Source organism: Acrocarpospora sp. B8E8 (assembly GCF_039871605.1).
Classification (GTDB): Bacteria; Actinomycetota; Actinomycetes; order Streptosporangiales; family Streptosporangiaceae; genus Acrocarpospora; species Acrocarpospora macrocephala.
The window spans coordinates 1-26,643 of sequence record NZ_JBDPLV010000025.1 but is presented as its reverse complement, the minus strand read 5'-3'; the positions used below and the strand labels follow the sequence as shown (position 1 = coordinate 26,643).

General features: G+C 69.0%; 20 protein-coding genes and 2 pseudogenes. 13 read left to right on the top strand and 9 right to left on the bottom strand.

Going from position 1 to position 26,643, the window contains the following annotated elements:
• Positions 1-221 precede the first annotated feature (221 nt).
• From ABGB08_RS23715 to ABGB08_RS23685, 7 genes are all read left to right on the top strand, one after another.
• The gene (locus tag ABGB08_RS23715; RefSeq protein WP_347593970.1) at positions 222-1,757 is read left to right on the top strand and encodes a CocE/NonD family hydrolase; all 1,536 of its coding nucleotides are present in this window, start codon (positions 222-224) and stop codon (positions 1,755-1,757) included.
• Positions 1,758-1,877: 120 nt separating this feature from the next.
• Positions 1,878-2,075 carry a DUF3311 domain-containing protein gene (locus ABGB08_RS23710; RefSeq protein WP_347593761.1) on the top strand — a complete coding sequence of 66 codons (198 nt, stop codon included), beginning with the start codon at positions 1,878-1,880 and terminating at the stop codon, positions 2,073-2,075.
• A complete protein-coding gene (locus ABGB08_RS23705) occupies positions 2,072-3,667 on the top strand; it encodes a sodium:solute symporter (protein WP_347593759.1) in 1,596 nt (531 codons plus the stop codon). Before ABGB08_RS23710 ends, ABGB08_RS23705 begins: the two co-directional genes overlap by 4 nt.
• Positions 3,668-3,999: 332 nt before the next feature.
• The gene (locus tag ABGB08_RS23700) at positions 4,000-5,121 is read left to right on the top strand and encodes an AI-2E family transporter (RefSeq protein ID WP_347593757.1); all 1,122 of its coding nucleotides are present in this window, start codon (positions 4,000-4,002) and stop codon (positions 5,119-5,121) included.
• A gap of 43 nt (positions 5,122-5,164) precedes the next feature.
• Positions 5,165-5,899, top strand: coding sequence for an ABC transporter ATP-binding protein (locus tag ABGB08_RS23695; protein WP_347593755.1), 735 nt, complete (start codon positions 5,165-5,167; stop codon positions 5,897-5,899).
• A complete protein-coding gene (locus ABGB08_RS23690; protein ID WP_347593753.1) occupies positions 5,896-6,750 on the top strand; it encodes an ABC transporter permease in 855 nt (284 codons plus the stop codon). Before ABGB08_RS23695 ends, ABGB08_RS23690 begins: the two co-directional genes overlap by 4 nt.
• A gap of 66 nt (positions 6,751-6,816) precedes the next feature.
• Entirely contained in the window at positions 6,817-6,942 is a 126-nt protein-coding gene (locus ABGB08_RS23685) for a hypothetical protein (RefSeq protein WP_347593751.1), read from the top strand.
• Here ABGB08_RS23685 and ABGB08_RS23680 read toward each other — a convergent pair.
• A pseudogene (locus ABGB08_RS23680) lies at positions 6,943-8,153 on the bottom strand (RNA-guided endonuclease TnpB family protein).
• 156 nt (positions 8,154-8,309) lie between these two features.
• Between ABGB08_RS23680 and ABGB08_RS23675 the strand changes: the two are divergent.
• Entirely contained in the window at positions 8,310-10,112 is a 1,803-nt protein-coding gene (locus tag ABGB08_RS23675; RefSeq protein ID WP_347593749.1) for a serine/threonine-protein kinase, read from the top strand.
• 111 nt (positions 10,113-10,223) lie between these two features.
• On the opposite strand, the gene ABGB08_RS23670 is transcribed toward ABGB08_RS23675, so the two are convergent.
• From ABGB08_RS23670 to ABGB08_RS23660, 3 genes are read right to left on the bottom strand one after another with little or no spacing between them, the layout of a single operon-like run.
• Positions 10,224-11,669 carry a wax ester/triacylglycerol synthase family O-acyltransferase gene (locus ABGB08_RS23670; protein ID WP_347593747.1) on the bottom strand — a complete coding sequence of 482 codons (1,446 nt, stop codon included), beginning with the start codon at positions 11,667-11,669 and terminating at the stop codon, positions 10,224-10,226.
• Positions 11,670-11,679: 10 nt separating this feature from the next.
• A complete protein-coding gene (locus ABGB08_RS23665; protein WP_347593745.1) occupies positions 11,680-12,624 on the bottom strand; it encodes a peptidylprolyl isomerase in 945 nt (314 codons plus the stop codon).
• Positions 12,621-16,643, bottom strand: coding sequence for a glycoside hydrolase (locus ABGB08_RS23660; protein WP_347593743.1), 4,023 nt, complete (start codon positions 16,641-16,643; stop codon positions 12,621-12,623). Before ABGB08_RS23660 ends, ABGB08_RS23665 begins: the two co-directional genes overlap by 4 nt.
• A 119-nt stretch (positions 16,644-16,762) precedes the next feature.
• Between ABGB08_RS23660 and ABGB08_RS23655 the strand changes: the two genes are divergently transcribed.
• Complete coding sequence (locus ABGB08_RS23655; RefSeq protein WP_347593741.1) at positions 16,763-19,045, top strand: glycoside hydrolase family 3 N-terminal domain-containing protein; 2,283 nt, start codon at positions 16,763-16,765, stop codon at positions 19,043-19,045.
• Positions 19,046-19,087: 42 nt separating this feature from the next.
• Here the strand turns inward: ABGB08_RS23655 and ABGB08_RS23650 are convergent.
• Positions 19,088-19,281: pseudogene (locus tag ABGB08_RS23650) on the bottom strand (ABC transporter ATP-binding protein); the annotation flags it as partial.
• A gap of 172 nt (positions 19,282-19,453) precedes the next feature.
• Positions 19,454-20,953: an FAD-dependent monooxygenase gene (locus tag ABGB08_RS23645; protein WP_347593739.1), complete on the bottom strand. Its 1,500-nt coding sequence runs from the start codon at positions 20,951-20,953 to the stop codon at positions 19,454-19,456.
• Between the two features lie 63 nt (positions 20,954-21,016).
• On the opposite strand from ABGB08_RS23645, the gene ABGB08_RS23640 reads away from it, so the two are divergent.
• Positions 21,017-21,676 carry a TetR family transcriptional regulator gene (locus tag ABGB08_RS23640; protein ID WP_347593737.1) on the top strand — a complete coding sequence of 220 codons (660 nt, stop codon included), beginning with the start codon at positions 21,017-21,019 and terminating at the stop codon, positions 21,674-21,676.
• A 212-nt stretch (positions 21,677-21,888) separates the two neighbouring features.
• On the opposite strand, the gene ABGB08_RS23635 is transcribed toward ABGB08_RS23640, so the two are convergent.
• Positions 21,889-22,299 (bottom strand): PH domain-containing protein, encoded by a 411-nt coding sequence (locus ABGB08_RS23635; RefSeq protein ID WP_347593735.1) that lies wholly within the window; start codon positions 22,297-22,299, stop codon positions 21,889-21,891.
• Positions 22,300-22,423: 124 nt separating this feature from the next.
• On the opposite strand from ABGB08_RS23635, the gene ABGB08_RS23630 reads away from it, so the two are divergent.
• The 3 genes from ABGB08_RS23630 (at position 22,424) to ABGB08_RS23620 (ending at position 24,669) form a co-directional block, all read left to right on the top strand.
• Positions 22,424-22,564, top strand: coding sequence for a hypothetical protein (locus ABGB08_RS23630; protein WP_155345834.1), 141 nt, complete (start codon positions 22,424-22,426; stop codon positions 22,562-22,564).
• Positions 22,565-22,633: 69 nt separating this feature from the next.
• Positions 22,634-23,224 carry a VOC family protein gene (locus ABGB08_RS23625; RefSeq protein WP_155360150.1) on the top strand — a complete coding sequence of 197 codons (591 nt, stop codon included), beginning with the start codon at positions 22,634-22,636 and terminating at the stop codon, positions 23,222-23,224.
• Positions 23,225-23,238: 14 nt separating this feature from the next.
• Positions 23,239-24,669 (top strand): AMP-binding protein, encoded by a 1,431-nt coding sequence (locus tag ABGB08_RS23620; RefSeq protein WP_347593733.1) that lies wholly within the window; start codon positions 23,239-23,241, stop codon positions 24,667-24,669.
• Between the two features lie 114 nt (positions 24,670-24,783).
• On the opposite strand, the gene ABGB08_RS23615 is transcribed toward ABGB08_RS23620, so the two are convergent.
• Together ABGB08_RS23615 and ABGB08_RS23610 are read right to left on the bottom strand one after the other, a co-directional pair.
• Entirely contained in the window at positions 24,784-25,728 is a 945-nt protein-coding gene (locus ABGB08_RS23615) for a GntR family transcriptional regulator (protein ID WP_347593731.1), read from the bottom strand.
• Complete coding sequence (locus ABGB08_RS23610) at positions 25,725-26,282, bottom strand: ATP-binding protein (RefSeq protein WP_347593729.1); 558 nt, start codon at positions 26,280-26,282, stop codon at positions 25,725-25,727. The genes ABGB08_RS23615 and ABGB08_RS23610 overlap by 4 nt, the downstream gene beginning before the upstream one ends.
• Positions 26,283-26,643: the final 361 nt, after the last annotated feature.

Below are 26,643 nucleotides of genomic sequence, written 5' to 3'. Positions count from 1 at the left end.
GCCGCCCAAACCGGGGCGGCCAGTGCTTGCTCGCGAATGCGAAAACCTGGGTTCGACTGCCGCCTATTAGCGGCGCCACCACTGCTGAGGAGTTCGCATGCGGACACAATAGCCGGGCCGCCGACGATCGGCAATTCAGCAGGTGACATCCGGATGTCCGATATGTTACCAATTGATACGTGATGTCACGCATTACTGTTCGGCGGGACTTGCGCGTGCCGATGCACGACGGTGTCACCCTCCTCGCCGACCTCTACTCCCCCGTCGGCGTCTCCCGCCCGCCGACCATCCTGATCCGCTCGCCGTACGGCCGGGGCGGCATGATCGGCTGGATGTACGGCAAGGGCTTCGCCCGCCAGGGATTCCAGGTCGTGGTGCAGAGCTGCCGGGGCGGTTTCGGCTCCGGCGGGCTGCTCGACCCCCTCGGCGACGAGCACGAGGACGGCCTGGCCACGGTCGCCTGGATGCGCGCCCAGCCCTGGTATGGCGGGAGCTTCGCCATGCACGGCCCCTCCTATCTAGGCTTCACCCAGTGGGCGATCGCGGCGGAGACGCCCGATCTGCGCGCGATGGCGACCCAGGTGACCGCGTCCTCCTTCCGGGAGGCGGCGTACGTGGGCGGGGCCTTCGCGCTGGAGTCGTCGCTGATCTGGACCACGCTGACGGCCGGGATGGAGAGCCGGATCGGCGGCGCGTCGGCGCTGCTGGCGCCCCGGCGGACCCGGCGCGCGGTGCTGTCCGGACGGCCGCTGGGCGAGCTGGACCGGCTGTCGGCCGGGCGGCCGCTGCCGTTCTTCCAGGATCTGCTGGCCCATCACGGGGAGGTGGCCTCGCCGTACTGGCGGAAGCGGGATTTCTCGGCGTCCGTCGAGCGGGTGGCGGCCGAGGTGACGATGACCGGCGGCTGGTATGACGTGTTCCTACCGTGGCAGCTCAAGGATTACGCGGCGATGCGGGCCGCGGGGCGGCAGCCGTACCTGACGATCGGGCCGTGGTATCACGCCGACGTGCGGCACGGGCGCACGGCCAACGCGGACGCGCTGGCCTGGTTCCGGGCGCATCTGCTCGGGGATCCGTCGGGGTTGCGGGCCGAGCCGGTACGGATCTTCGTGACCGGCGCGAACGAGTGGCGCGACTATCCGGACTGGCCGGTGCCGGGAACGCGAACCCGGCGGTGGCACCTGCAGCCGGGCTTCAACCTGGGCCCGGAGAGCCCGGGAACATCCTCCCCGGACAGATACCGATATGACCCGAAATATCCGACGCCGGTGCTGGGCGGTCCTGTGCTGATCGGCAACTCCGAGCCGCGGGACAACCGGCGGCTGGAGGCGCGGCGGGACGTGCTCGTCTACACCTCGCCGGTGCTGGCCGCCGACACCGACGTGATCGGGCCGGTGTCGGCCGAGCTGTTCGTGCGGACCAGCCGCGAGCACACCGACCTGGTGGTCCGGGTGTGCGACGTGCATCCGGACGGGGTTTCGCGGAACGTGTGCGAGGGCGTACGCCGGCTGACCCCGGCCGATGTCGCGGACGCGGACGGGGTGCGGCGGGTGCTGGTCGAGCTGTGGCCGATCGGGCACCGGTTCCGGCGCGGGCACCAGATCCGGGTGCAGGTGGCCAGCGGGGCGTATCCCCGCATTCCCCGCAATCCCGGCACCGGGGAGCCGCTCGGCTCCGGTGGGCCGATGGTGGCCAGTGACCAGGAGGTCTTCCACGATCCGGCGCGTCCGTCGGCGGTGCTGCTGCCGTTCCAGTGACCTCGCGCGACCGTTCGCCGCGCTAACGGCACCGCTCGCCGATCGGTGAGGCCATCTGTGACGCGGGTCACTTTACGCTGCGATTCGACAACTTGTCCGGCCTCCCGGAAGGAAGACGCGATGGACGCTCCCCGCTCCGATCGCAACCCCTGGTACTGGTTGCTGGTCGTCCCCATCGTGGTGCCGCTGATCCCCGCGCTGTTCAACTCGATCGAGCCGCGCCTGTTCGGGATCCCGCTGTTCTACTGGCTGCAGCTGCTGTTCATCCTGCTCAGCGTGTCCATCACGATCCTGGTGTATCGGCGGACCCGGGCATGAGCGGGCACATCACCGAGATCATCATCTTCACCACGCTGTTCGTGCTGGTGAGCGGCATGGGGTTCGTCGCGTCGCGGTGGCGGCGGGCCGAGAACCTGGCCAGCCTGCACGAGTGGGGGCTCGGCGGGCGGAACTTCGGGTCGTGGATCACCTGGTTCCTGGTGGGGGGTGATCTGTACACCGCGTATACGTTCGTGGCGGTTCCGGCGCTGCTCTTCGGGGCGGGGGCGATGGGGTTCTTCGCGGTGCCGTACACGGTGATCGTGTATCCGCTGGTGCTGCTGATCCTGATCCGGCTGTGGTCGGTGTCGCACGTGCACGGGTTCGTCACGCCGGCCGACTTCGTCCGGGCGCGGTTCGGGTCGCCGTCGCTGGCGCTGCTGGTGGCGATCACGGGGATCGTGGCGACGATGCCGTACATCGCGTTGCAGCTGGTCGGGATCGAGGCCGTGCTGAAGACGATGGGGGTGTCCGGGGACCTGCCGCTGATCATCGCGTTCGCGATCCTGGCGGCCTACACCTACCAGTCGGGGCTGCGGGCGCCGGCGCTGATCGCGTTCGTGAAGGACATCCTCATCTACGTGGTGATCCTGGTGGCGATCATCTACATCCCGGCCCAGCTGGGCGGGTGGGGGTCGATCTTCGACGCGGCGCAGGCCAAGTTCGACGCGACGCCCGCGCCCGGCGACGGCATCCTGCTCAACGCCAACAACCAGCTGCAGTACGTGACGCTGGCGCTGGGCTCGGCGCTGGCGCTGTTCCTGTACCCGCACAGCGTGACCGGGGTGCTGGCGTCCAGGAACCGGGACGTGATCAAGCGGAACATGGCGGCGCTGCCCGCCTACAGCCTGCTGCTGGGGTTGATCGCGCTGCTCGGATACATGGCCATCGCGGCCGGGGTCACCCCGATCGGGCGGGATGTGAACACGGTCGTGCCGCAGCTGTTCGACCGGATGTTCCCCGACTGGTTCGCGGGTGTGGCGTACGCGGCGGTCGGGATCGGGGCGCTGGTCCCGGCGGCGATCATGTCGATCGCGGCGGCCAACCTGTTCACCCGCAACATCTACCGGGAGTATCTCCGCCCGGACGCCACCGACGCCCAGGAGGCCTCGGTCAGCAAGGTCACCTCGCTGGTCGTGAAGATCGGCGCGGTGCTGTTCATCCTGCTCATCGACCCGCAGTTCTCCATCGACCTGCAGCTCATCGGCGGAGTGATCATCCTGCAGACGCTGCCGTCGATCACGCTCGGGCTGTTCAGCCGGTGGTTCCACCGGGCAGGCTTGATCGCCGGGTGGGTCGCGGGCATGTCGGCCGGCATGCTGCTGCTCTACAACATCGCCAACCCGGCCATCGACCACGCCCACTTCGGCGGCTCGGCGTTCCCGCTGGAGAAGCTCGGCCTCGACACCAAGATGACCATCTACGCGGGCTTCCTGGCGCTGATCGTGAACCTGGCCGTCGCCGTCCTCGGCACCTGGATCGCCCGCGCCGCGAAGGTCGCCGACGGCCCCGACGCGACCAGCCCGGACGACTACTACGCCGACGCGAACGACCCCCGAGTCCGGGACCTGGAAATCACCGGCTCCACGTGACATCCCTGGGCCCAGCGAAACCGCTCGGCCCGCACACAGCTCCACGCGACACCCCTGGCCCGGCAATACCGCTCGGCCCGCACACAGCTCCACGCGACACCCCTGGCCCAGCGAAACCGCTCGGGCCGCATAGAGGCCGGAGGGCTTCCGCCAGAGCCCTCCTCCCGGCAAGCCCGGCGGTTTCCCCCCACCGCCGGGCTTGCCCCGCTTAGATACCGCCGGGCGTGCCTAGCGCGAATACCGCCGGGCGCGCCTCGCGTAGATCCCCATCGCGCCGACCTGCGATCATCTGCGATCATCTGCGGGCAGATTCTGAGACGAGTGAGGGAGCGATGATGAAACCGGCGAACGCCGAGAACGGAGGAGGCGCCCTTTACCGGGCAAGCCTCACCGCCAAACGCATCCTCATCCTGATCGCCCTGGTGGCGGTCGTGCTCTGGGTGCTCTACCAGGTCAGAACCGTGGCCATCACGGTGGTCTTCGCCATCTTCCTCACCGCCCTGATGTATCCCCCGGCCCGCTGGCTCCGCTCCCGCGGCCTCAACCGCACCCTCTCCACTCTGCTCGTCGTGGTCGGCGGCATAGCGCTGTTCGCCGGATTCATCGCCCTCCTGGTCCCCCCGACCGTCAGCGGCTTCGGCCAGCTCGGCGCGAGCGTCGACACGGCGGTCGCCGACCTGCAGACCTTCGCCGCCTCCCTCGGCCTCGACCAGGCCCGCCTGGACGAGCTGATCGCCCAGGCCCGCACCTTCATCGAGGAACGCGGCCAGGTGATCGCCACCGGCGCCCTCACCGGCGTGACGATCGCGGGCGAGATCGTGATCGGCGCCGTCCTCGCCTTCATCCTGGCCATCTACCTCGTGCACAGCGGCGACGTACTGCTGCGCTGGGTGGCCGACCTCGCCCCCCGCCCCAGCCGCCCGCACATCGTCAACACCAGCCGCGTCATCTTCGACGTCGTCGGCCGCTACATCCGCGGCGTGGCCGCGGTCGGCTTCGTCGACGGCTTCTTCATCGGCCTGGCCCTCTGGATCCTGGGCGTCCCCATCGCCCTCCCTCTCGCCGTACTCACCTTCCTCGGCGCCTTCCTCCCGGTCGTCGGCGCCTTCCTGGCCGGCCTGCTCGCCGCCGTCGTCGCCTTCGTCGCCCAGGGCTGGCTGGTCGCCCTAATCGTCATCGCCGTCGTCATCCTCATCCAGCAACTCGAAGGCCACGTCCTGGCCCCCATGATCTACGGCAAGGCCCTCGACCTCCCCGGCGCCATCATCCTGGTCGCCCTCGCCATCGGCAGCGTCATAGCCGGCATCGTCGGCGCCTTCCTAGCCGCCCCCGTAACCTCCGTAATCGTCGCCCTAATCCGCAACGCCCAAGGCCGCTCCCCCGACTCCGGCCCCCCAGTGACCCCACCGCCGGACGACCAGAAGCCAGCCGCGCCCGCGCCCGCAGCCGCCTGAAAAACGCGTTGCGAGTGGCAGGGCGAGCGCTCACGCTGGGTGGGTGCTGATTCTTGAGGCGGAAGATCTCGCCAAACGGTTCGGGAACGTTCAGGCCGTCGACGGGATCAGCCTCAGGGTTGGGCAGGGGGAGATCGCGGGGCTGCTTGGGCCCAACGGGGCGGGGAAGTCGACGACCCTGCATATGTTGCTCGGGCTGATCACCCCGGATTCGGGGACGGTTCGTATGTTCGGGCTCGATCTGGCTCGGCATCGGACCGAGGTGCTCAGCCAGGTCAACTTCTCGGCTAGCTATCTGGGCTTGCCCGGTGTGCTGCATGTGCGGGAGGTGCTGGACGCATTCGCCCGTCTGTACGGGCTGCGCCGCCCCCGCGAACGCGTCGGCGAGATCATCGACCTGCTGGAGATCGGGCCGCTGGCCAGACGCAAGGTGATCGAGCTTTCCTCCGGGCAGCACACCCGCGTGCAACTGGCCAAAGCCCTCATCAACGAACCCCGGCTGCTGATCCTGGACGAGCCCACGGCGGCGCTCGACCCGGACGCGGGCGACCGGATCAGGGGCCTGCTGGTGCGGGTCGCCCGGGAAACCGGAACCGCGTTGCTGATCACCTCGCACAACATGCGCGAGGTCGAGCGCATGTGCGACCGGATCCATTTCGTGTCCGCGGGCCGGATCATCGCCCAGGGCACCGCAGCGGAGCTGGCGGACGATTTCGGGGTGGACGACCTGGAAGAGGTATTCCTCAAGGTCGCCAGGGAAGGCACGGTCCCAGCATGACCATAAGTCGCGATATGTCCGTGGATGGTGCGGCGAGTCTCGCGTACCCGCCGTTGAGCATGGCCGCGCGGCGCAGGCGGGTCGGCGGGGTCGTGGTGCGGGACCTGGCGGCGCTGCGGCGCAGCCCGATCCGGGTGTTCGAGATCGTCTTCTGGCCGGTGATCGAGCTGGTCGTGTGGGGTTACCTGACGCTCTTCCTGCAGGCCCAGAAGGTGCCGTTCGTCGTCTCCATGCTGCTGGGCGCGATCCTGCTCTGGCAGGTGCTGCACCGGGCCGCCAACGAGGTCGCGATCGGCTTCCTGGAGGAGATCTGGAGCAGGAACCTGCTGAACGTGCACGTCACCCCGGTCACCCCGGCCGAGTACATGACCGGCCTGGTGCTCTTCTCGCTCACCAAGATCGCGGCCGGGATCACCTTCATGGCGCTCCTCGCCTACACGCTGTACGGGTTCGGCCTGTTCACCATCGGCATCGGGCTGGTGCCGTTCATGGCCGTCCTGATGGTGATGGGCTGGTCGCTGGCCTTCGTCGCGATCTCCTGCGTGCTCCGCTTCGGCGAGGGCGCCCAGGTCATCGCCTGGAGCCTGGTCTTCGTCTTCCAGCCCCTGGCGGGCGTCTTCTACCCGGTGTCGGTCCTGCCCGAGGCCCTCCAGGCGGTCGCCGCGGTCATCCCGGCCACCCACGTCTTCGAGGGCATGCGCACGGTCCTCGACGGCGGCGCCATCCCGTGGGGCTCGCTCGCCGCCGCCGGGCTCCTCGACGTGGTGTACGTGGCCCTCGCCCTCTGGCTGTACGGCCTGACCCTCCGCCACGCCCGCACCAAGGGCCGGTTGTCCCGCTTCGGTGAGTAGCCACTCGTATACACAACCGTTATACCGCGCAAACCACGTGGCCCGACGGGGCGTCCACATTCCGGAATGGACGATCCCATCACGACCGAGGACCCGGGCGACGCGGAGCTGCGCGTGCGCCTGGTTCTCATCCACGCCCTGCACACGGAGGCCGAGAAACTGCTGGGCGTGAAAGCCGAGCAAAGCGATTGACTACTCCGCGCCCTGAAGGACGGGGATTCCGCGCGTCGCCACGGGGAGTTCCTGCTTCGTCGCCGACTGCCGAAGGGAGGACCCTTGCGGTCTGACATCAGCTCCACAGGCCGACACGGCAAGACCTGCCGCCAGAATGTTCTTCGCGGCGTTGACGTCCCTGTCGTGCAGGGTGCCGCAGTCGGGACACGCCCATGCGCGTGTCCCGAGGTCGAGCGCGGCGAGCAGATGCCCGCACGCGCTACAAGTCTTCGAGCTGGGATACCAGCGGTTGATCACGATCAGATGCCGACCGGCTCTGGTGGCCTTGTATTCGAGCATGCGGCGGAAGGTTCCCCACCCGCAGTCGGATATGGCCTTGGCGAGCGAGCGGTTGCCGACCATGTTCTTCACGGCCAGGTCTTCCAGCACGATCACGTCGTGGTCGCGAACCAGCCGGGTGGAGGTGCGGTGCAGGAAATCCGCCCGGGACGCGCGGACTTTGCGGTGCGCTCTGGCGACCTTCGCCTTGGCCTAATCCGGTTGCGGGAGCCCTTGACTTTGCGAGCCATGCGCCGCTGGTAACGAGCCAGGTTGCGTTCCCGCCGGGCCAGGTGGCGAGGGTTGGCGATCTTCTCGCCATCGGAGGTGACGGCGAAGTCCTTGATGCCCAGGTCCACGCCGACCATGGCGCCGGTGGTTGGTGGGGGTGCGGGTTCAGCCACGTCGACGGCGAAGGAGACGTGCCAGCGCCCGCACGGGTCCCGGGAGATCGTCACCGTGGTCGGGTTGATGGCCGCCACGTCTACGCCGGGCCAGGACCACACGAAGGCGAGCGGCGTGTCCATCTTCGCCAGGACCAGCCGCCCATCGTGATAGTGGAACCCCGATCGTGTGTACGCGGCCGACTGACGGCCGGTACGGGACTTGTAGCGTGGGTATCCGGCGCGTTTGGCGAAGAAATTGGCAAAGGCGGCCTGTTGGTGCCGGAGCGCCTGCTGCAACGGGACCGAGGACACCTCGTTCAGCCAGGACAGGTCCTCGGCGGCTTTCATCGCGGTCAGGTAGGCGTTGGCCTGGGTGAAACTGGTTGGTGCCTGCTTGCTGTGGTAGCGGGCGTGCCGCCAGGCCAGGGTGCGATTCCAGACGACGCGCACGCATCCGAACGTGCGGTTCAGCACCGCCGCCTGTTCGGGTGTCGGGTAGGCCCGGCACTTGTACGCCGCCCTCATAGATCAAACATTAACAGAACTGTGGGTAATGGATAACCTACCGTGAGGCACGATGCCCCGTTTCGTCCCAACATGAAGGCCGGGGTCGCCACACTGGAGCAGTGATAAACGGGTCTTCTTCGGGTGCGGTAAGGTGCCGCTGGCAAGGAGGAGGCCATGAGTGAGGCGGGCGCCCCGCTGGTGCAGGGCTACGAGGTGCTCGACATCCTCGGGCAGGGCGGGTTCGGCATCGTCTACCGGGCCAGGCAGCTGGCGGTCGGGCGCGAGGTGGCGCTGAAGATCGACAACCGGGTCCTGCTGTCAGATCGGGACCGGCGGCGGTTCATGCGCGAGGTCACCTCGGCGGGCGCGCTGTCGGGGCATCCTCATGTGGCGGATGTGTACGACGCGGGCGTGCTGCCGGACGGGCGTCCGTACATGGTGCTGGAGCTGTGTCCCGGCGGGTCGCTGGCCGACCGGCTGCGGAAGCACGGGCCGCTCAGCGTGCGCGAGGTGCGCGACATCGGCATCAAGATCGCGGACGCGCTGGCCGCCGCACACGCCGCCGGGGTGCTGCATCGGGACGTGAAACCGGCCAACATCCTGATCAATTCGTACGGTCTGGTGGCGTTGTCGGATTTCGGGCTGGCCACGATGCCGTCGGCGGGTGAGGGCGCCGAGATGTCGGTGACCCGGGAGTCGCTGACGCCCGCGTACGCGCCGCCGGAGGCGTTCGATCTCAGTGAGCCGACCGCGACCGGGGATGTGTACGCGCTGGCCGCCACCCTCTACGCGCTGCTGAGCGGGCGGCCGCCCAGGTTCCCGCAGAGCGGCGTGGTCAACATCGCCGTGATCATGGCGTTACACCGGCAGCCGATTCCGGACATCGCGGGCGCTCCGGTGGCGCTGGTGGACGTGCTGCGCGAGGCCATGGCCAGCGATCCGGCCCGCCGGACTCCGACGGCGGCGCGTTTCCGGGACGCTCTCACCTTGCTGACCGTGGACGGCACCAGCGCGGGCCCGGCTCCGGCGGCTCTGGCGAATCCCGCGGAACGGCACCGCGAGTACTCCGCGCAGCCACCTGGGCCTGAATTCCCGCAAGGGTCGCGCGCGTTCCCGCCGCCCCCGCCAGGATCGCAGGCGTTTCCGCAGCCCGCGCCGGGCAATCAGGCGGGGCGTCCCGGGCCAGGCGGATTCGCGGGACCGCCTCCCGGTCCTCCCGTTTACGCTTCGCCGTCTGATCCGCCCGCTTACGCTCCACCTCCCGGGCAAGCCGGATATGTCGCCCCTCCTTATGCGATGACATCGCCCGGCGGGAAACATCCCGTGGCGGATGTGCATCGCTCCCCGACCACACCGAAGGTCGTGCCTCCGGCGGCGCCACCCACCCGGAACTCCTCGATCGTGTTCGCGGTGGTCGCGACGATCTTCGCGCTCGCGCTGGCGGGCGGTATCGCGTACATGGTGCTGGACAAGGAGCCGCCTGCGAGCAGCGAGATCCGGTCCAGCGGCGATAACCCCGGCATCGGCCAGTCCATCGGCACAGGCCAGGACAAACCGACCATCGAGGTGGCGACCTACACCGAAGGCTGTGCGGCCACGGTCGTCGAGGGCGCGGCCTGCGTCAAGGAAGCCGAATGCTGGAGCGGCATCGTCTCCATCGCGGGCGCGGTGACCGCGCCCCGGGTGGGCTGCGAGGCGCGGCACGCCTGGGAGACCTTCGCCGTCTCACCTTTACCTCTGGACGCCCTGACCAGCAACCTCAACGAGCTCGAAGATCACCCCAAAGTCGCCAAGCTGTGCTCGATGAGCGTGCTGATGGCCTCCAGGTCGCCGGCGGCCGCGCGATACACGGCCGACAGATGGCAGCTGTCGGTGCTGCCACCGTCGACCGAGGAGTTCGCCCGCGGCGTGCGCAGCTACCGCTGCGTCGGCGGAGTCCTCGGCAGGGACGCGCCGGGCACATATTTCGCCAAGTAGCGCCCGGCCGTTCTTGGCGCGAACGCCCAACGGGGTCCGCCCCCGGGCGGGCGAAGCGGTGACACTCCCCAACCACGCCAACGCACAACGTGCCGGATATTTCTGGATAAGTCAGGGCATCAGCTCAGCTAGGGCGTCCTGCAGGTAGTCGATAAAGTCCCAGATGTCGGGCACCATCTCCCGGTCGGCAACGATCCCGACGTCCAGGAAGCCGTCGTAGGAGAACACGGTGATGTTGATGCCGCCGCTGACGTCGGTGATCACTGAGACCGGGAACTGGGCGAGCACGCGTGCGCCGCAGATGTAGAGCGGCAGCTGCGGCCCCGGCACGTTGGAGATCATCAGGTTCATCACCGGGACGGTCCTGGCGGCCAGGCGGAACGCGGCCCGGTCGGCGAGGCCGCTGAGCGCGGCGGGCATGGCCTGGCTGAACTCCAGCAGCCAAGTCGCCGGGGCGACCGAGAACCGCTCCTTCACGGCGGCCATCGCGGTGCTGACGATCGACAGCCGGGCCACCGGATCCGCCACGTCCGTCGGGATGGTCGTGGTCGCCAGCAGCACCTGGTTGGCGATCGAGTCGTCGTCGGCCTCGCCCCGGGTGGAGAACGGGATGCCCACCACCAGCGGTTCCGCGGGCAGCTCGTCGCGCTGGACCAGCCACCGGCGGACCGCGGTCGCGCACAGCGCCATCACCACGTCGTTGACGGTGACCCCGTGCGTGTTCTTGACCTTCTTCACGTCGGCCAGCGGCAGCCGTCCGAACGCGAACCGCCGGTGCGGGGTGATCGGCCCGGAGAACGGCGTGCGCGGCACGGTCAGCCGGGGCAGGTCGGGCAGTTCCGGTCCGGGTGTGTCGCCGGTCCAGCCGAGCCCGCGGATGAGCCGCGCCACCAGGCCCGCGCCGGGGATCTGCGCGACGACCGGCAGCTCGTCGAGCCGGGGCACCGCGTTGCTCACGAACCGCAGCACGGCGGACGGGTTGTCGAGCAGCCGGGAGAACCCCCGGGTGACCATCTCCGGCAGGTCCGGCGCGGTCTCCAGCGGCTCGTCGTCGGGCTCGACCTCGCGGGGCTCCGGCGTCAGGTCCATCAGCGCGGCGAGCACCTCGGCGCCCTCGATGCCATCGATGGCGGCGTGGTGGACCTTGGTGTAGATGGCGACCCGCCCGCCCGCGAGCCCGTGGATCAGGTATAGCTCCCAGAGCGGCTTGCGCCGGTCGAGCCGCCGCCCGTGCAGCCGGGCGACCTGCTCGCCGAGCTGGTGGTCGTTGCCGGGCGGGGGCAGCGCGAGCTCCCGCACGTGGTAGTCGAAGTCGACCTCGCGATCCTCCGCCCAGTACGGATGATCCAGCCCGAACGGCACCTCCACCAGCCTGCGCCGCAACGGCGGCGCGAGATGCGCCCGCTTCCGGAGCAGATCGATGATCCCGGCCTTGGTGACCACTCCGCCGGGGGCGGACGTGGGGTCGAGCACGGTCAGCCCGGCGATGTGCGCCAGATTGGCGGCCGTCTCGAAGTTGAGGAACTGCGCGTCCAGCGCGCTCAGTTGCCGTCCCATGACGCTCACCCTAGTGCCGGTGGACAGCGTCGGGCTGCCGAGGATCGCCGGGATGTTCGAACCCCGGCGACAACCGCACCCACGCGGCCATCCTGCCCTCCAACCACCGCCCGAACACCTGCTCCCGCCGCGCCAGCGCAAGCTCCCGCCCAATCCTTTCCCGCACCATCTGGTACGGCTTGCGCTCTCCCCCATCGATCCGCTCAACCGTGAGCGTCCACGGCCCTCCAGGCCCATCAACCGGACCGACAACCTCTCCTTCGGCCGCCCCAAAGACGGCATCCTCAATCGCTCCGGCAAGCTCACCCCGCCGGATCGGACCGAACTCCCGCGTCCACCGCGTCTCCGGCACAGCAAACTCATCCTGATTCCGCATGTAATAGCCGGATATTTCGGTTTCGTCCACGTGCACCCCAGCGGTCACCCGCTCGAAGAGCGCACGACCCGCAACGGTCGCAAGCACAGCCGCCGCCGCTCCCCCGGTCCGCATGGCGAGGTCCAGGCAGATACCGGCGGCTCGGCCCAGGTCGCAGGCAACAGCCGCCACTTCTCGCCGGCTCACACCGGCAAGCGCCTCCGCGGCTTGACCAGCGGCTCGCCCCGTGTCACCGGCAACAGCCCCTACTCCTTGCCCGCTCACACCGGCAAGCGCCTCCGCGGCTTGCTCGATGGGTGCTGTCGTGTCTTGGGCGAGGTCTTGTCCGGACGGCGGCAGATGGACAGGGGCGTTCGCCTCCTGCTGGACGATGAGTTCGGCTGCCATCAGCTGGACCAGCCACCTGCGGAGGTTCCTGCCTTCGGGGCTGTCCGGGTGGGGCAGGCGGTCGGCCAAGGGGCCGGTGCGGAGGTGGGTCAGGCGGGTGTTCACCTCGTGGATGGTGATCCTTTGGTGGCGGACGAGAGCGGCGGTGCCGGTCGCCTGGGCCGTGTCCTTTTCGTGGGTGTTCGCTGTCATGGGCGTACCTCTACCTGGATGGTCTCGGTGTAGTGGAGCCAGCCGGCGCAGGCCACTTTGACCAATGCCCACCAGCGGCCGGGGTGGCGGGCGATGACGGGGAAGCGGACTTCGGTGTCGTCTTCGGCGGGGACGACTGTGCCGGTGTTCCAGGTGGGGAACATGTCGTAGGTCGGCCATGGGCTGATCAGCTGGGTTCGTACCGAGACGGGGGTGAGGGCGCCGGACTTCAGGCGGACGATGATTTCGGATTCTTCGCCGGATTTCAGGGAGAGGGAGCCGGTTGTCGTGACGTCGAGGCCGATGGGGTGCCGGCCGCCGATGTGGACGCGGGTGACGTCCTCGTATTCCTGGTCGCCGAAGGACGTGCGGGCGCGGAGCCAGTAGAGGCCGTCGCGGACGCTCGGGGGCAGGGCGAAGCGGATGGGGACGGTGGCGTGGCCGCCGGGTGGGAGCACGTAGGGGCGGATGGCGGGTTCGACCAGCCAGCCGCTGGGGGCGTGCAGGGTCACGAGACCCTCGGTGGTGTCCTCGGTGAGGGAGGAGGCGATGGAGAGGGTGAGCTCGCCGGGTCCGTCGAGGTCGGCGGCGGACAGGTGGACGGCGATCGGCATGTTCCCGGTGGGGGCGGGGCCGGTGTTGTCGAGCCAGTAGCGGGTGAAGACCGGCTGGTGGGGTTCGGCCGCGGGCAGCGGTGGCGCGGTGGGGTTCACCCCGGCGACGAGGGTCACGATCTCCATGCCGGTCAGGACCTCGGGGGCGGGGCCGGTGACGTTCTCCAGCAGGTCGGCGCGCTGCCAGCCGCCGAGCACGGAGGTGATCCTCGAGGACGCGTCGCGGCCGTGGGCTTCGTAGAGCCGCAGGGTGATGCCCGCGACCCGGTCCGGAGTGCGCCCGGAGGCGATCGGGTTGCCGGTCGCCTTCATCGCGGCGAGTACGACCCCGGGTTCGGTGGCCAGGAACGACCGCGACCGGGTGGGTCCTGCCGGACCGGCGACGAGCGGGAGCAGCGGATGGTTGACGTCGTGCCCATGCCGGACCAGACCGGCGTCCCGCCAGCCGCCGGGCGCGGCGACGAGCGCGCATTCGAAGGTGTGGGTCCAGTGCTGCAACTGGAAGTTCGCCCCGTCGGGAGTGGTACGGCGCGGCGGGTCGATCCACACCCCCGACGGCCAGCCGGTGCACGACCGCATCAGCGACACATGCATCGTCCCTTCCGAATCCACCGCGAACCCGGGGATACCCCGATTTATCAGGCCAACGGTGTAATCGTCGAAGGGTTCTTCTGACGGCACCTCGACGACCGCGTCCGCCAGGTCCTCGATGAGGGCGTCGACTTCCTCGGGCCCGGACACGACCAGGACCGGGAGCGTGCGCGGGTCCGACAGGTCGGCGCTGGGAACCCAGACCTTGTCGAGAGGCTCATGGGCGGGAATCCATTGGCGCGTAACCCCGCCAGGGAGAAGGGCCGCCGTGAGGAGGGCATCTTCGGAGGCATGGATCGACTGCCCTTCGGCCGACGGCTTCTGTTCTTCGCGTGACGAATAGAGGGTGGCGATGAAGGGATTGGTCTCGGGGGTGCCGATCGCGATGCGTACGTCGGGGAGGTTGGAGTCGACGGCGAGGTTGCCGTAGCGGGGGCCCGCGCCGGTTGAGCAGGTGGAGGTGACGCCCTGGCGGGCCAGGGCGGTGGAGAGGGCGCGGAGTTGGTCGGCGGGGGTGTCGGCGGCGGCGATGATCTCGGCGACGCCGATGGCGTGGGAGCCGATCCTGCAGGTGGTGGAGAGGGCGAACCAGTGGTTGGCGGGGTTGTCGAGGGTCCACGGGTGTTCGGCGGAGTCGGTGTCGATGAGGGCGAAGCCCCGGCCGACGACGGCGTTGGCGACCTCGCTGACGGGGAGGGCGCCGGGGATGTGGACCGGCCAGCGTAGCCGTACCAGCTGGTCGGAGCCCTCGAAGTCGGCGTGGGTGACCAGGTCGACGCGGGGCAGGCCGTCCCAGAGGGTGATCTCCTGCCGGTAGGTCAGAGGGCCGACGCGGCCGCGTACGACGAGGCGGCGGCCGATCGCGCATTCGGCCACCGTGACCTCGGCGGTGGTCTCGGCGGAACCGGTCGCGGTGCCCTTGGGGACCAGGTGCCAGGGGCCTTCGTGGAAGGTGGGGTGGGCCGGGTACTCGTCGTACACGACGAGTTCGTTGCCGACGCGGCCGGGGCGCAGGAGTTCGCGCCCGGCGACGCGCAGGCTGGAGACGCAGCCGCCGCGCCGGGGGTCGGCCTCGATGGCGTGGGTGGCGTTGGCGATCCGGTCGCCATCGCGTTCGGTCCAGCCGCTGAAGGAGCCTGGAGCGAAGGAGAACGTGCGGTAGCCGAGGCTGGGCACGTCCTCGGCGAGGAAGACGACGTCCACGGCGCGCAGGCTGCCGTCGTCGTGGTGTTCGGGGTTCTCCAGCAGGACGTTTCCGGCGATGCCGTACCAGCCGGGTGGGAGGGTGAGGCGGGCGCGGACCAGGTCGGTGCGCGGCCAGGAGGACGGGTTCCAGACGACGACGCCGTCCAGGTCGGCGCTGAGCGCGGTCAGGGAGCGGGTGAGGATGTCGCGGCCGAGGTCGTGGGCTTCGCGCCAGCCGGTGAGCAGGTCCAGGTAGACCTGGTCGGACTCGGATCCGGTGATCGCGTCGTGGTGCGCGCCGTAGACCAGCTGGCGCCAGGCTTTGTCGAGTTCCGCGTACGGGTAGGGGGTGCCCTCGCTCACGGCGGCGAGGGTGGCGAATTTCTCGGCGTCCACGAGCTGGGCCTCGGCGTGCCGCTGCGCCTGTTTGGTGTCGATGAACGACACGTCCTTGCCGGTGTAGATGGGGTTCATGTCGCGGGTCTGCGGGGTGAAATGGTCGAGCTCGCTCCGTACCGCGGCGAAGAACTCGTTAGGGAGGCCGCAGACCACGCGCGGGGAGACGTAGCGGGCGTTCCAGTCCCGCTGGATGTCCATGATCCAGCGGTTGGGCGGGGTGTAGTCGGTGCCGACGGGCAGCAGCACGTTCCTGGTGGCGGCGACCGTCTTGAGCTTCAGGAACAGCCGGTAGACCTCGGCCTCGGCCAGCTCCAGGGAGGCGGCCGAGTCCATCCACCAGCCCGCGCTGTAGTGGCCGGGCATGTAGTGGGTCAGCACGCCCCGGCCGGACGGCGACAGCCACTCGAACTCGGCGGGGAACTGCATCCTGGCCGGATCGCCGCCGCCGAGCATCGGCCCCCACTGATGGAACGGCCCGCGCGCCCACGAACTCGACGTCAGCCCGGCGTCCGCGGCGAGCCCGGGAAACTGCGGATCATGCCCGAACGCGTCCAGCTGCCAGGCCGTCCCGGGATCCCCGCCGAGCACGTCCCGCTGGAACCCGGCCCCGTGCACGAGGTTGCGGATCGTCGACTCGGCGCTGGTCAAGTTGGTGTTGGGCTCGTTGTAGGTGCCCCCCATGATCTCGACCCGGCCGTCCTGGATGAGCTGCCGCAGGTAGGCCCGATATTCGGGATGCGCGTCCCAGAACGGCTTGAGATAGTCCACCTCGGCCAGCACGAACTTGTACTCAGGCTCGCGCCTCGCGGTCGCCAGATGCAGCTTGACCAGCTCGAACCCGGCGTGCTGGAACCCCGACCGGTGGGCCTGCGCGGCCTCCCCCGCGTGATCCCAGGTCGCCGTGTACGCCGCCTGGGTGTTCCACCACACCGGGTCATAGTGGAAATGCGACACCATCCACACCGTCCACCCCGGCTCCGCGACCACCAGCTCCCCGGCCGCCTCCGCGTCCCCGGCGGTGACCACGATCGGCACCCGCGCCCCCACTGGATGATCGGCGCCGACCGCCACCTCGACGGTCTCCCCCTGTTCGGTACGGCTTTCGCCCGCCACCCCCACTCCCGCCACCCGCACGGGCACCCCGGGCACGGCGTCCGCCAGCGTGATCCGCACAATCTGCCGCGGGCCCTCGGTGAACAGCTCGGTGGACTCCACCTCGACGATGCGCATTCCCCGATCATGCCGTGAAACTTTCCGGGAAAGGAGCAGGTCACCGCGAGTGCAACGCGCCCTTCATTGACCCTTAACTACCGCGTTCGTACGGTCCTCGGGATATCTAGGGAGGATCCATGACATTCCGCCTCGCACGGCTGACTTTGGTCAGCGTGCTCCTGGGTTCGGCGTTGACCGTCGTGCCCAGCCGGGTGGCGACGGCGGCGGCGCTGCCGTACCAGGACCCGAGCCTGCCCGTCGCGACCCGGGTGAACGACCTGCTGTCCCGGATGACGCTGGACGACAAGGCCGGGCAGATGACCCAGGCCGACCGCGCCGCGATCAACCCGGTGTCGGACGTGCTGACCTACCGGCTGGGATCGATCCTCTCGGGCGGCGGCTCCGCCCCGTCGCCGAACAACGCCACGTCCTGGGCGGACATGTACGACAACTTCCAGCGGCAGGCCCTAGGCACGCCGCTGGCCATTCCGATGATCTACGGGATCGACGCGGTGCACGGCCACAACAACGTGGTCGGCGCGACGATCTTCCCGCACAACATCGGCCTGGGCGCGACCCGGGACGCCGACCTGGTCCAGCGGATCGGCCAGGCGACCGCCGAGGAAGTGGCGGGAACCGGGATCGACTGGACGTTCGCGCCCTGCCTGTGCGTGGCGCGCGACGACCGCTGGGGGCGGACGTACGAGTCCTACGGCGAGGAACCCGCGCTCGTCAGCCCGATGACCTCGATCATCACCGGCCTGCAGGGCAAGGGGGTCCTGGCCACCGCCAAGCACTACGTCGGCGACGGCGGCACCACCGGCGGCGACGACCAGGGCAACACCCAGATCAGCGAGGCCGAGCTCCGCGCGATCCACCTGCCGCCGTTCCAGGCCGCCGTGCAGCGCGGGGTCGGCTCGGTGATGGTTTCCTACAGCAGCTGGAACGGCTCCAAGCTGCACGGGCATCGTTACCTGCTCACCGACGTGCTCAAGGGCGAGCTGGGCTTCACCGGGTTCATCGTCTCGGACTGGGCGGGAATCGACCAGATCGAGGGCGGGGTCGGCTTCACGGCCTCCGAGGTCACCACGGCGATCAACGCGGGCATCGACATGGTGATGGTCCCGACCGATTACCGCCGCTTCATCACGCTGCTCAAGCAGGAGGTCACGGCGGGACGGATCTCCATGTCCCGGATCGACGACGCCAACCGCCGCATCCTCACCAAGAAGTTCGAGTACGGCCTTTTCGAGCGTCCCCTGACCGACCGCAGCCTCACGGGCACCGTCGGAAACGCGGCACATCGGACCCTGGGGCGGGAAGCGGTGCGCAAGTCCCAGGTTCTGCTGAAAAATCAGGGCAACATTCTGCCGCTGGCCAAGACCGGCGGGAAGATTTTCGTCGCCGGGAAGAGCGCTGACAACATCGGCAACCAGAGCGGCGGCTGGACGATCTCCTGGCAGGGCTCGTCCGGGAACACGACGCCGGGGACCACGATCTTGCAGGGCATTCGTGACGCGGTCGGATCCGGGACCCAGGTGACGTACAACCAGACCGGGACGGGCATCGACTCGACCTTCCGGGCGGCCATCGCCGTCGTCGGCGAGACGCCGTACGCGGAGGGCAACGGCGATCGGACCGGCGCGATGGGCTTGGACAGCACCGACCTGACGACGTTGCAACGCCTCCAGGCCTCCGGCGTCCCGGTGATCGTGGTGCTGGTCTCGGGACGGCCGATGGACATCGCCGCGCAGATCGCGAACTGGCGGGCGCTGGTCGCGGCCTGGCTTCCCGGCACCGAAGGCCGCGGGGTGGCCGACGTCCTGTTCGGCGACTACGCCCCTACCGGCAAACTCCCCATGACGTGGATGAACTCCGCCAGCCAGCAACCAATCAACGCAGGCGACGGCAAGACCCCACTCTTCCCCCAGGGCTACGGCCTGACCTACGGCGGCCCATCCCCTTCACCGTCCCCGTCCCCGTCCCCCTCACCTTCGCCCTCGCCTTCGCCTTCGCCCTCGCCCTCGCCTTCGCCGTCGCCCTCACCTTCGCCGTCGCCCAGCCCAAGTCCCAGCCCGTCGCCTTCTCCTTCGCCGACCACCGGGTGCACGGTCGCATACCGCCCCAATTCCTGGAATACTGGCTTCACCGCCGAGGTGACCATCACCAACAGATCCACCACCACCATCACCGGCTGGACCCTGGGTTCGACCTTCCCCGGCAACCAGCAGATCTCCAACGCCTGGAACGCCACCGTCACCCAGTCCGGCCAGCAGGTCACCGCCCGCAACGTCGACCACAACCGCACCCTGAACGCCAACGGCGGCACCGCCGCCTTCGGCTTCCAGGCGAGCTACTCCGGCACCAACGCCAACCCGGCCACCTTTACCCTCAACGGCACCACCTGCACGACCGCCTGACCGGATCGGGCCCTCGGCGCGAACCTTCCCGCCGAGGGCCTCCTAGCGTGATCGCTCGACACGAGCTCCATCCCACACCGGCTCGTCGTTCTCGTAGACGGTCCTATCAGCGCCGAAGATGAGAAGCCAATCGAAGTCCGCGGCGAACCAGCGATCGTGAGTGACGGCCAGGACGGTGCCCGCGAAGGACGTCAAGCGCTGCCGCAGGGCCTCGCGCTGGCCAGATCGAGGTTGTCGTCGGCTCGTCGCACGGGAGTGAGCCCATTCCGCGTAACCGGCTGATTACCTGAGGTGTGGGTGTCCCGAGGGCCGGTCACGGGCTGGAGGTGGGCTCCCCCGAACGATCCAGTGGATTGCTGGATGAAGTCGCGCAGTTCGCCTTGAGCATTCGGCTGGAGTGCGAATGGCTTACAGGGAGCGGAGGTAGTCGGCGACCGCTGACGCGTCGTCCGCGTCGGCGATCAGGCCGATGTATCCGTCCGGGCGGATGAGGATCTGGGCGTCCTGGCCATATGCGTGTGCCACGTGCCCAGCATCGTCGATGAGGCCGCCTGGCCCGATCAGGTAGGGCTTGACGATGTCGGTCTCAAGGTCGTTGAGTGCTGCGGCGCAGCGTTCGCCGAGGCCGAGCAGGGTGAAATGGGGTCCGCGGAAGAGGTCGAACAGGCGTTTCGGTGTGCCGGTGAGCGGGTCGCGGCAGGGGGCGTCTGGTGCGCGGTCGCCTGGTTGTGGTCCGCTGGATCGGCTCGCGGCGTTCCGGGACAGCCGGCTCCATGGGTATCCGAGCTGGAGCTGGGTGAGTTCGCGCGAGGCCGCGGCGTCCACGCCGCCGCCCGACTCCTCGATCGCGGCGAGGATGGCGTCGAGCAGTTCCGAGGTGATGTCGAGCGTCCAGCTCGCGATCGGCAGCCGTTCCTCGTCGTAGGTGTCGAGCAGGCCCGGCGCGGCTTTGCCGGCCAGCACCAGGCCGAGTTTCCAGCCGAGGTTGTAGGCGTCCTGGATGCCGCTGTTCATGCCGAGGCCGCCGGCGATGGGATGCACGTGCGCGGCGTCTCCGGCGAGGAAAACCCGGTCCACGCGGAGCCGGTCGACCATCCGGACGTTGACGCGGTAGGTCGAGCTCCAGGTCAGATTGCGCAGTCGCACACCGGGGATTCCGGCGAGGCGGTCGAAGGTCCGCTGGAAGGTTTCCAGCGTCGGCTCCAGCGGCGTTCCGTCCTGGCCAAGCTCGTGCGATGCCTGGACCTGGAAGGCGTCGGTGCCCGGCAGCGGGCAGAGCATGATCGCGCCGCCGCCGGCGAACCACTGGTGCCAGGCGTCGCGGCCGAGTCCCTCGACCTCGACGTCACCGACCGCCATGAGCTGGATGTCCGGCGTCTGGCCGTGCAAACGCAGGCCGATTGCTTTGCGGACGGTGCTGCGGCCACCGTCGCAGCCGACCAGGTACCGCGCCCGGATCTGCGCTTCTCCCACGGTCGCGGTCACACCGTCGGCGTCCTGGCTGATGACCCGCAGCTCGGCGCCGAGCTCGACGGCGACGCCGAAATCGGCGAGCCGCTCGCGCAGCGTTCGCTCCGCCCGCCACTGCGGGATCATCAGACCGGTTGGGTAGGGGACGTCCGGCGTCGCCACCCGATCGGCCTCCGGGTCGATCTCGGAGACGACTTCCGCGCCTCGATACTTGCGATGCGGCAGGTGCGTAATCCCGAATTTCAGCAGCCGGTCGACCACGCCGAGGTCGTCGAGCACCTCCAGGCTGCGCTGGCTCAACCCCTTACCGCGCGAACCGTGGGGGAACTCGGGCACTCGATCGACGATGCGTACCGCGACGCCACGGCGGGCCAGGTCGCACGCGAGCGTGAGGCCGGTCGGTCCGGCGCCCACCACAAGAACATCGGTCTGCGTCATAGCGAGCATCAAATCGTTACTCGGTTAAAAACGCAACCCAGTAATAGATGTTACCCTGTTCATGTGGTTGAACCGACTGGACTGCGGGCCCGCAAGAAGGCGCGGACCCGCGACGCCATCGCCGACGCGGCGATCTCGCTGTTTCTCGCCCACGGCTTCGACCAAGTCTCGGTCGCCGACATCGCCGCGGCCGCCGAGGTTTCCAAGCCGACCCTCTTCCGGTACTTCACCGCGAAAGAGGATCTGCTCTTGCACCGGTTCGCCGATCACCAGGGTGAGGCCGCACGGGTGGTGCGCGACCGCCAGCCCGGAATCTCGTCGCTGACCGCACTGCACCGGCACTTCCGGGCCGGCCTCGACCGCCGCGACCCCGTCACGGGCCTCAACGACCATCCCGTGGTTCTGACTTTCCACCGCATGGTGTTCACCACGCCAAGCCTGGCCGCACGGGTCAGCCAGTACATGCTCGACGACGAGGAGGCCCTGGCCGCCGTCCTCGGCGATGACATCACGGCACGGCTCCAGGCGGCACAAGTGATCGCCGTCCAACGGGTGCTCGCCCGGACCAACTGGCAAAGACTCGTGGCAGGGCAAACCGCCGACGAGGTGTATCCCGAGGCCGTCGCGGACGCCGACCGGGCATTCGCGCTACTCCAGACCGGAACCCGCGACGCCACCGACACCGGTTCGCGGGAAATCCCCCCACGAGCCAGCACACACTGAGCTTCCGCACGACCAGGCGGACGGCCTGTGTTCGGAGCTTCCAGATGGGTTGCCGGTTGATGGCCAAGACCTGGGAACAGGTGTCTGCGCCGGTGCCGAGGCGGTGAGTCAACGCTGATGGACTACGGCGGCGTGAACGGCAGGCGCACGCGGGCCTCGCGACGTCACGCTGAGGCCGAACTCGGCAAGCTGGAGCTCCTAGCTGAGCCGGGTCATGGGCGCATGCGCATCAGGACCTCGGCGACCGGGACGACCGGTTCGCCCAGGTCGAACTTGCTGAACAGGTGGATGTTGTCGCCCGTGTCGAGTTCGAGGAGTTGCATGCGGGTGCCGTACCGGGCGCGGGAGTCGACGCGGATGCGTTCGATCTGGGGCCAGGGGATGTGGTGGCGGCCGGAGAAGCCGGTGACGACGGTGACGCCGTTGGTGTCGGCGGCCAGACGCACCCGGGCCAGGAGGTCGCGGACGGCGAGACCGGCCAGGCCGAGGGCGGCGATTCCGGCCAGGAAGAGGCCGCGGCCGTCGGCGGTGAGGGCCAGGACGGCGAGCAGGACGGCGCCGATGACCTTGAGCACGATGATCGACGGTGCGACGCGCCATTCGCGCGACGGGAGATCAACCATGGAAGCCACCTTAACCCGCAACCGCCTGACCTTTCGCTTTGAGGTGCGAAGGCGGATATTTGGGGTATAGGGAATCCCGCGCACGCTGCCCCGCGTGCTTACGATATGCACCGCCGGAGGGTCGATGAGCAGGCAGATCGGCAACGCGTTTCAGACCCCCACGCTCGTCGAGCTGGAGGCGCGCGTCCGCGGCCTCGAAACCCAGGTCGCCCACCTCACCGAGATGCTGGAGGCGCTCACCGAGGAGGGTCCCATACCCAACTGACCCCGATTTGATTGAAATTTCTACCGGTTGCGTCTCCCCAGATCCGGTGTGGCGGCGTAGCGTCGAAGCATGGCTGCGACACCCGACACCATGCATTGGCGTGGCGTGCACCACCTCGCCCTGGTCACTCCGGACATGGACGCCACCGTGCGGTTCTGGCACGGGGTTCTGGACGCGCGACTGGTGACCACGCTGGCCACCCCCGACTTCCGGCACTACTTCTTCGAGGTGGCGCCGGGCAACACGATCGCCTTCTTCGAGTTCACCGGGAAAGATCTCGACACCTATGCGAAACCGGCCGGTGTGCCGTACGAGAAGGCCTCGCAGTTCGATCACCTGTCGCTGTATCTGCCGGACGAAGCGGCGCTGGAGCGCATGCGCGATCGGCTGAAGGCGCACGACTGCGAGGTCACCGACGTGATCGACCATGGTTTCCTGCGGTCGATCTACTTCAGCGACCCGAACGGGATCGCGCTGGAGGCGTCGTGGTGGACGATCGACCCGACCGGTCGCCCGGTCGACTACAGCGATCCGCAGCTGTTCGCCGATCCTGACCCGGTTCCGGCCGTGGTGGAGCTGCGGGAGAACGGCGTGCTGGACCACACTGTGCCCACGGTGCTGGTCGATGCGATCATCGAGGACATCCGGCGGTCGGCGTAGGCACCATCCCCGGGTTGCTGTGGGCCGCGGCGGATCGCGACCCGGGCGGCGTCTGGCTGCGCACCGACGCCGGGACCCTCACGTTCGAGGCGGCGGCGGGCCAGGTGGCCGGCACCGGCACCGCGCTGCGCGCCGCCGGGATCAGGCGCGGCGATCTCGTCCTGGTCACCGCGCGCAACACCCCGCCGTACCTGCTGTGCTGGCTGGCGCTGACGTCGATGGGCGCGGTCGCGGTGTATGTCAACCCGGCGAGCAGTACGGCGGAGTTGGCGGGCATCGCCGCGCAGACCCGCCCTCGGGCGCTCATCACGGACGAACCCTGGGATCTTGGCGTGCCCCAGCTGGACATCGGCGGCCTGACCGGCACCAGCGGGGAGCTCAGGGTCGAGGTCCAGCCGGACGACCTGGCTACGCTGATCCCGACCTCCGGGACGACCGGGCGTTCCAAGCTGGTGATGCAGACCCATCGGGCGTACGCGCTGGCGGGCGAGGGTTTCCCGTTCTGGATGGGCCTGACCCGCGAGGACCGTCTGATGACCTCGCTGCCGCTGTTCCACATCAACGCCCCCGCCTACTCGGTGCTCGGCTCCCTGGCCTGCGGGGCGGGCCTGATCCTGCTGGAACGCTTCTCGGCCAGCGGCTTCCTGGACGCGGCCCGCCGCCACGGCGCCACCGAGTTCAACGCGATCGGCGCCATGCTGGAGATCCTCATGCGCCGCCCCGAACTCCCCAGCGACGCCGACACCCCGCTCCGGCTCTGCTACACCGGCCCGGCCCCCGCCAAGGACCGGCAACTGGAGATCGAAACCCGCTTCGGCCTGCGCATCATCGTCGGGTACGCCCTATCGGAGTCCCCCTACGGCCTCATCTGGCCACGCGGCTCCCGCCCGTACGGCACGCTCGGCACGGTCCGCCAGCACCCGACGCTCGGCACGATCAACCACGCCCGCCTGGACGACGGCGAGCTACTCCTGCGCAACCCCGCGGTGACACCGGGTTACTGGGAAATGCCCGAGGAGACCGCCAAGGTCATCACCGAGGACGGCTGGCTCCGCACCGGCGACCTGGTGACCGTGGACGACGACGGCGTGTACACGTTCGTGTCCCGGCGCAAAGAGGTCCTACGCCGCCGCGGCGAGAACCTGTCCCCACTGGAGGTCGAGGAGGTCCTGGCGGCCCACCCGGACGTGCTCGAATGCGCGGTCATCGGCGTGCCGTCGGAACTGTCGGAAGAAGAGGTGAAGGCGTTCATCGTCCCCGCGAACGGAGAACTCGACTTCGCCGAACTCCACGCGTGGGCGCGCGAACGGCTGGCCGCGTTCAAGGTGCCCCGCTTCTGGCAGACCGTGGACGCGCTCCCCCGCACACCGACCGCCCGAGTCGCCAAACACCTGCTCCCCCGCGGCAATCCACCCGGCGAGTACGACACCGAGAACCCGCCCTAAGCCTTCCATTCGAGAATGCCGGGCGACTCGTGCGGGCCATGCGGGTCGGCGACGATGACGCAACTCGTCGGCGGCGACGTACCGACGTTCGCGCCGAGCGCACGGCATACCCGATCACGGCACGGCCGTCCCGTCCAGGGACACCGGCCAACAGGTGGGAGGCGCGGCCACGGGACGCCGGTAGGGAACACAGATCACCCAGCCAAGGGATTCCAGCAGCTCGACGGCCTCGCCAAGAGTGTGATCGCAGACGCCGTGCCGCGCCCTCAGGTCCTCGCGTACGGGGATCGGGTGATTGATCCGGATCTCCCCAGAAAAGATCTGCCCGGCCAGTTCCGCGGCGATCCGCTGATAGAGCGGGCTGGGATGCCCGGCCTCGGCGGGGCCGGTGTAACAGGCGCGGCCGGGCACCGTGTGAATCAGGCCCCGGTCGGTCAGCTCCCGCAGCACTCGCCGGGCGGTGGCGTCGGAGATCGCGAACTCCCGCCGCAGCATGGCCAAGCTGGCGAACCGCTCCCCCGGGAGAAACTCCCCGGCGGCGATGCGCCCGGCCATGACTTCGGCGACCTGCTTGAAGATCGTTTCATCACAGTACCGGTCGATGGCGTCCGGGCCGGTGAGGGCGCGGGGAAAGAAGCGCCTGCGGTAGTCGGCGGCGGCATCCTTGCCGGCCCGATGCCGCGCCAGCAGCAGATCCTCACTGAGAATCGGACGGCCGGCCCGCGGGCCGGCGACGAACGTGCTGATCGCGTCCGGATCATCTGCGTGTGGCGGCACGGGGGCGGTCCCGGGCACGCCGACGACATAGCCCAGGCCCGGCACGCGGCGGATGAACCCCCGATCGGCCAGCTCACGCTGAACGCGACGGGCGATCGAGCCGGGAATGTCGTAGGTCTCCCGCAGTTTCTGGACGCTGGCCATCCGGGCGCCCTCGGCCAGTTCACCGTCGGCGATCCGCCCGGCCAGATCCTCGACGATCTCCCGGCGGCGGATGTCCAGGACGGCCCAGCCCGGCCCGCCCATCCGCCGGGACCCCCTCCGGGCACGGCCAGCCGTCACGACCGCTCCTTCCCACTCACCACCGACAGGCCCGCCGAACGCGGACGGCGGGGCAGAGACTCGGCGACGGAGCGGTCCGCGTCGAACATGGCGATCAGCTTCTCGAAGGTCAGCGGCCCCCGGCCGTGGGCGCCGGAGGTGCCGACGGTGTCGCCGGGATGAGGCAGGGTGAACCACACCACCTGGCAGGTGCCCTGAAGGTCCTGCAGGGTGTAGGAGCCCCAGTCCGAGGCGATCTCCTCGACCAGAACCAGGCCGAACCCGCCCGGCCTCTCACCGTCGAGCGGCGGCCGGATCGCCGGCGTGCTGGCGGGAGAACCTCGATCGGTCACCTCGATGAGGATGTCGCCGAGGCTACGGGTGACCGCCACCGACAGCGCTCCGCCGACGTGTGCGAGCGTGTTCGACATCAACTCGCTGACCAGGAGTTCCGCGTCGTCGATGCGGTCGAATCCGGTGCCGGTCAGAACATCGCGGACGAAATGGCGTGCCGCCGGGACCGAGGTCGTCTCGCCAAACAGCTCAAGGTAACCGAAGAATTGGAAGGGTGTCATCAGATGTCCTCCTTGGTCAGGCGGCTGTCGGCCAGCGCGGGAGGTCCGGAGAGGAACCGGAGGGCTGGGCCGATCGCGAGTGAGGGGCTTGTTTGGCAGTGCCCGGAAAATACGCTTTTTCGGTTATCGAAGACACATCGATCAACTTGCCGTTGATCTCAACCGCGACCTTGTTCTACGTCGGCCGAGGACCGGACATAGCGGACTCACCCGCACTGCTGTAGCTCTGGGGGTCAGGGCTGACAGCATTCTCGGATGCTGAGACGGTGGGTGCCGGTTCTGCGGATCACGGATGGATCGCGTACGGCGTGGCGTAGCCCTGACATGCAACAAGACCCCATAGAACGGCGGTTACCACACC

Coding starts and splice junctions, on each gene's coding strand:
- ABGB08_RS23675 (WP_347593749.1), top strand. CDS start 8,310: ATGAGTGAGGCGGGCGCCCCGCTGGTGCAGGGCTACGAGGTGCTCGAC.
- ABGB08_RS23700 (WP_347593757.1), top strand. CDS start 4,000: ATGATGAAACCGGCGAACGCCGAGAACGGAGGAGGCGCCCTTTACCGG.
- ABGB08_RS23715 (WP_347593970.1), top strand. CDS start 222: ATGCACGACGGTGTCACCCTCCTCGCCGACCTCTACTCCCCCGTCGGC.
- ABGB08_RS23635 (WP_347593735.1), bottom strand. CDS start 22,299: ATGGTTGATCTCCCGTCGCGCGAATGGCGCGTCGCACCGTCGATCATC.
- ABGB08_RS23655 (WP_347593741.1), top strand. CDS start 16,763: ATGACATTCCGCCTCGCACGGCTGACTTTGGTCAGCGTGCTCCTGGGT.
- ABGB08_RS23625 (WP_155360150.1), top strand. CDS start 22,634: ATGGCTGCGACACCCGACACCATGCATTGGCGTGGCGTGCACCACCTC.
- ABGB08_RS23630 (WP_155345834.1), top strand. CDS start 22,424: ATGAGCAGGCAGATCGGCAACGCGTTTCAGACCCCCACGCTCGTCGAG.
- ABGB08_RS23690 (WP_347593753.1), top strand. CDS start 5,896: ATGACCATAAGTCGCGATATGTCCGTGGATGGTGCGGCGAGTCTCGCG.
- ABGB08_RS23670 (WP_347593747.1), bottom strand. CDS start 11,669: ATGGGACGGCAACTGAGCGCGCTGGACGCGCAGTTCCTCAACTTCGAG.
- ABGB08_RS23660 (WP_347593743.1), bottom strand. CDS start 16,643: ATGCGCATCGTCGAGGTGGAGTCCACCGAGCTGTTCACCGAGGGCCCG.
- ABGB08_RS23685 (WP_347593751.1), top strand. CDS start 6,817: ATGGACGATCCCATCACGACCGAGGACCCGGGCGACGCGGAGCTGCGC.
- ABGB08_RS23710 (WP_347593761.1), top strand. CDS start 1,878: ATGGACGCTCCCCGCTCCGATCGCAACCCCTGGTACTGGTTGCTGGTC.
- ABGB08_RS23610 (WP_347593729.1), bottom strand. CDS start 26,282: ATGACACCCTTCCAATTCTTCGGTTACCTTGAGCTGTTTGGCGAGACG.
- ABGB08_RS23705 (WP_347593759.1), top strand. CDS start 2,072: ATGAGCGGGCACATCACCGAGATCATCATCTTCACCACGCTGTTCGTG.
- ABGB08_RS23645 (WP_347593739.1), bottom strand. CDS start 20,953: ATGACGCAGACCGATGTTCTTGTGGTGGGCGCCGGACCGACCGGCCTC.
- ABGB08_RS23665 (WP_347593745.1), bottom strand. CDS start 12,624: ATGACAGCGAACACCCACGAAAAGGACACGGCCCAGGCGACCGGCACC.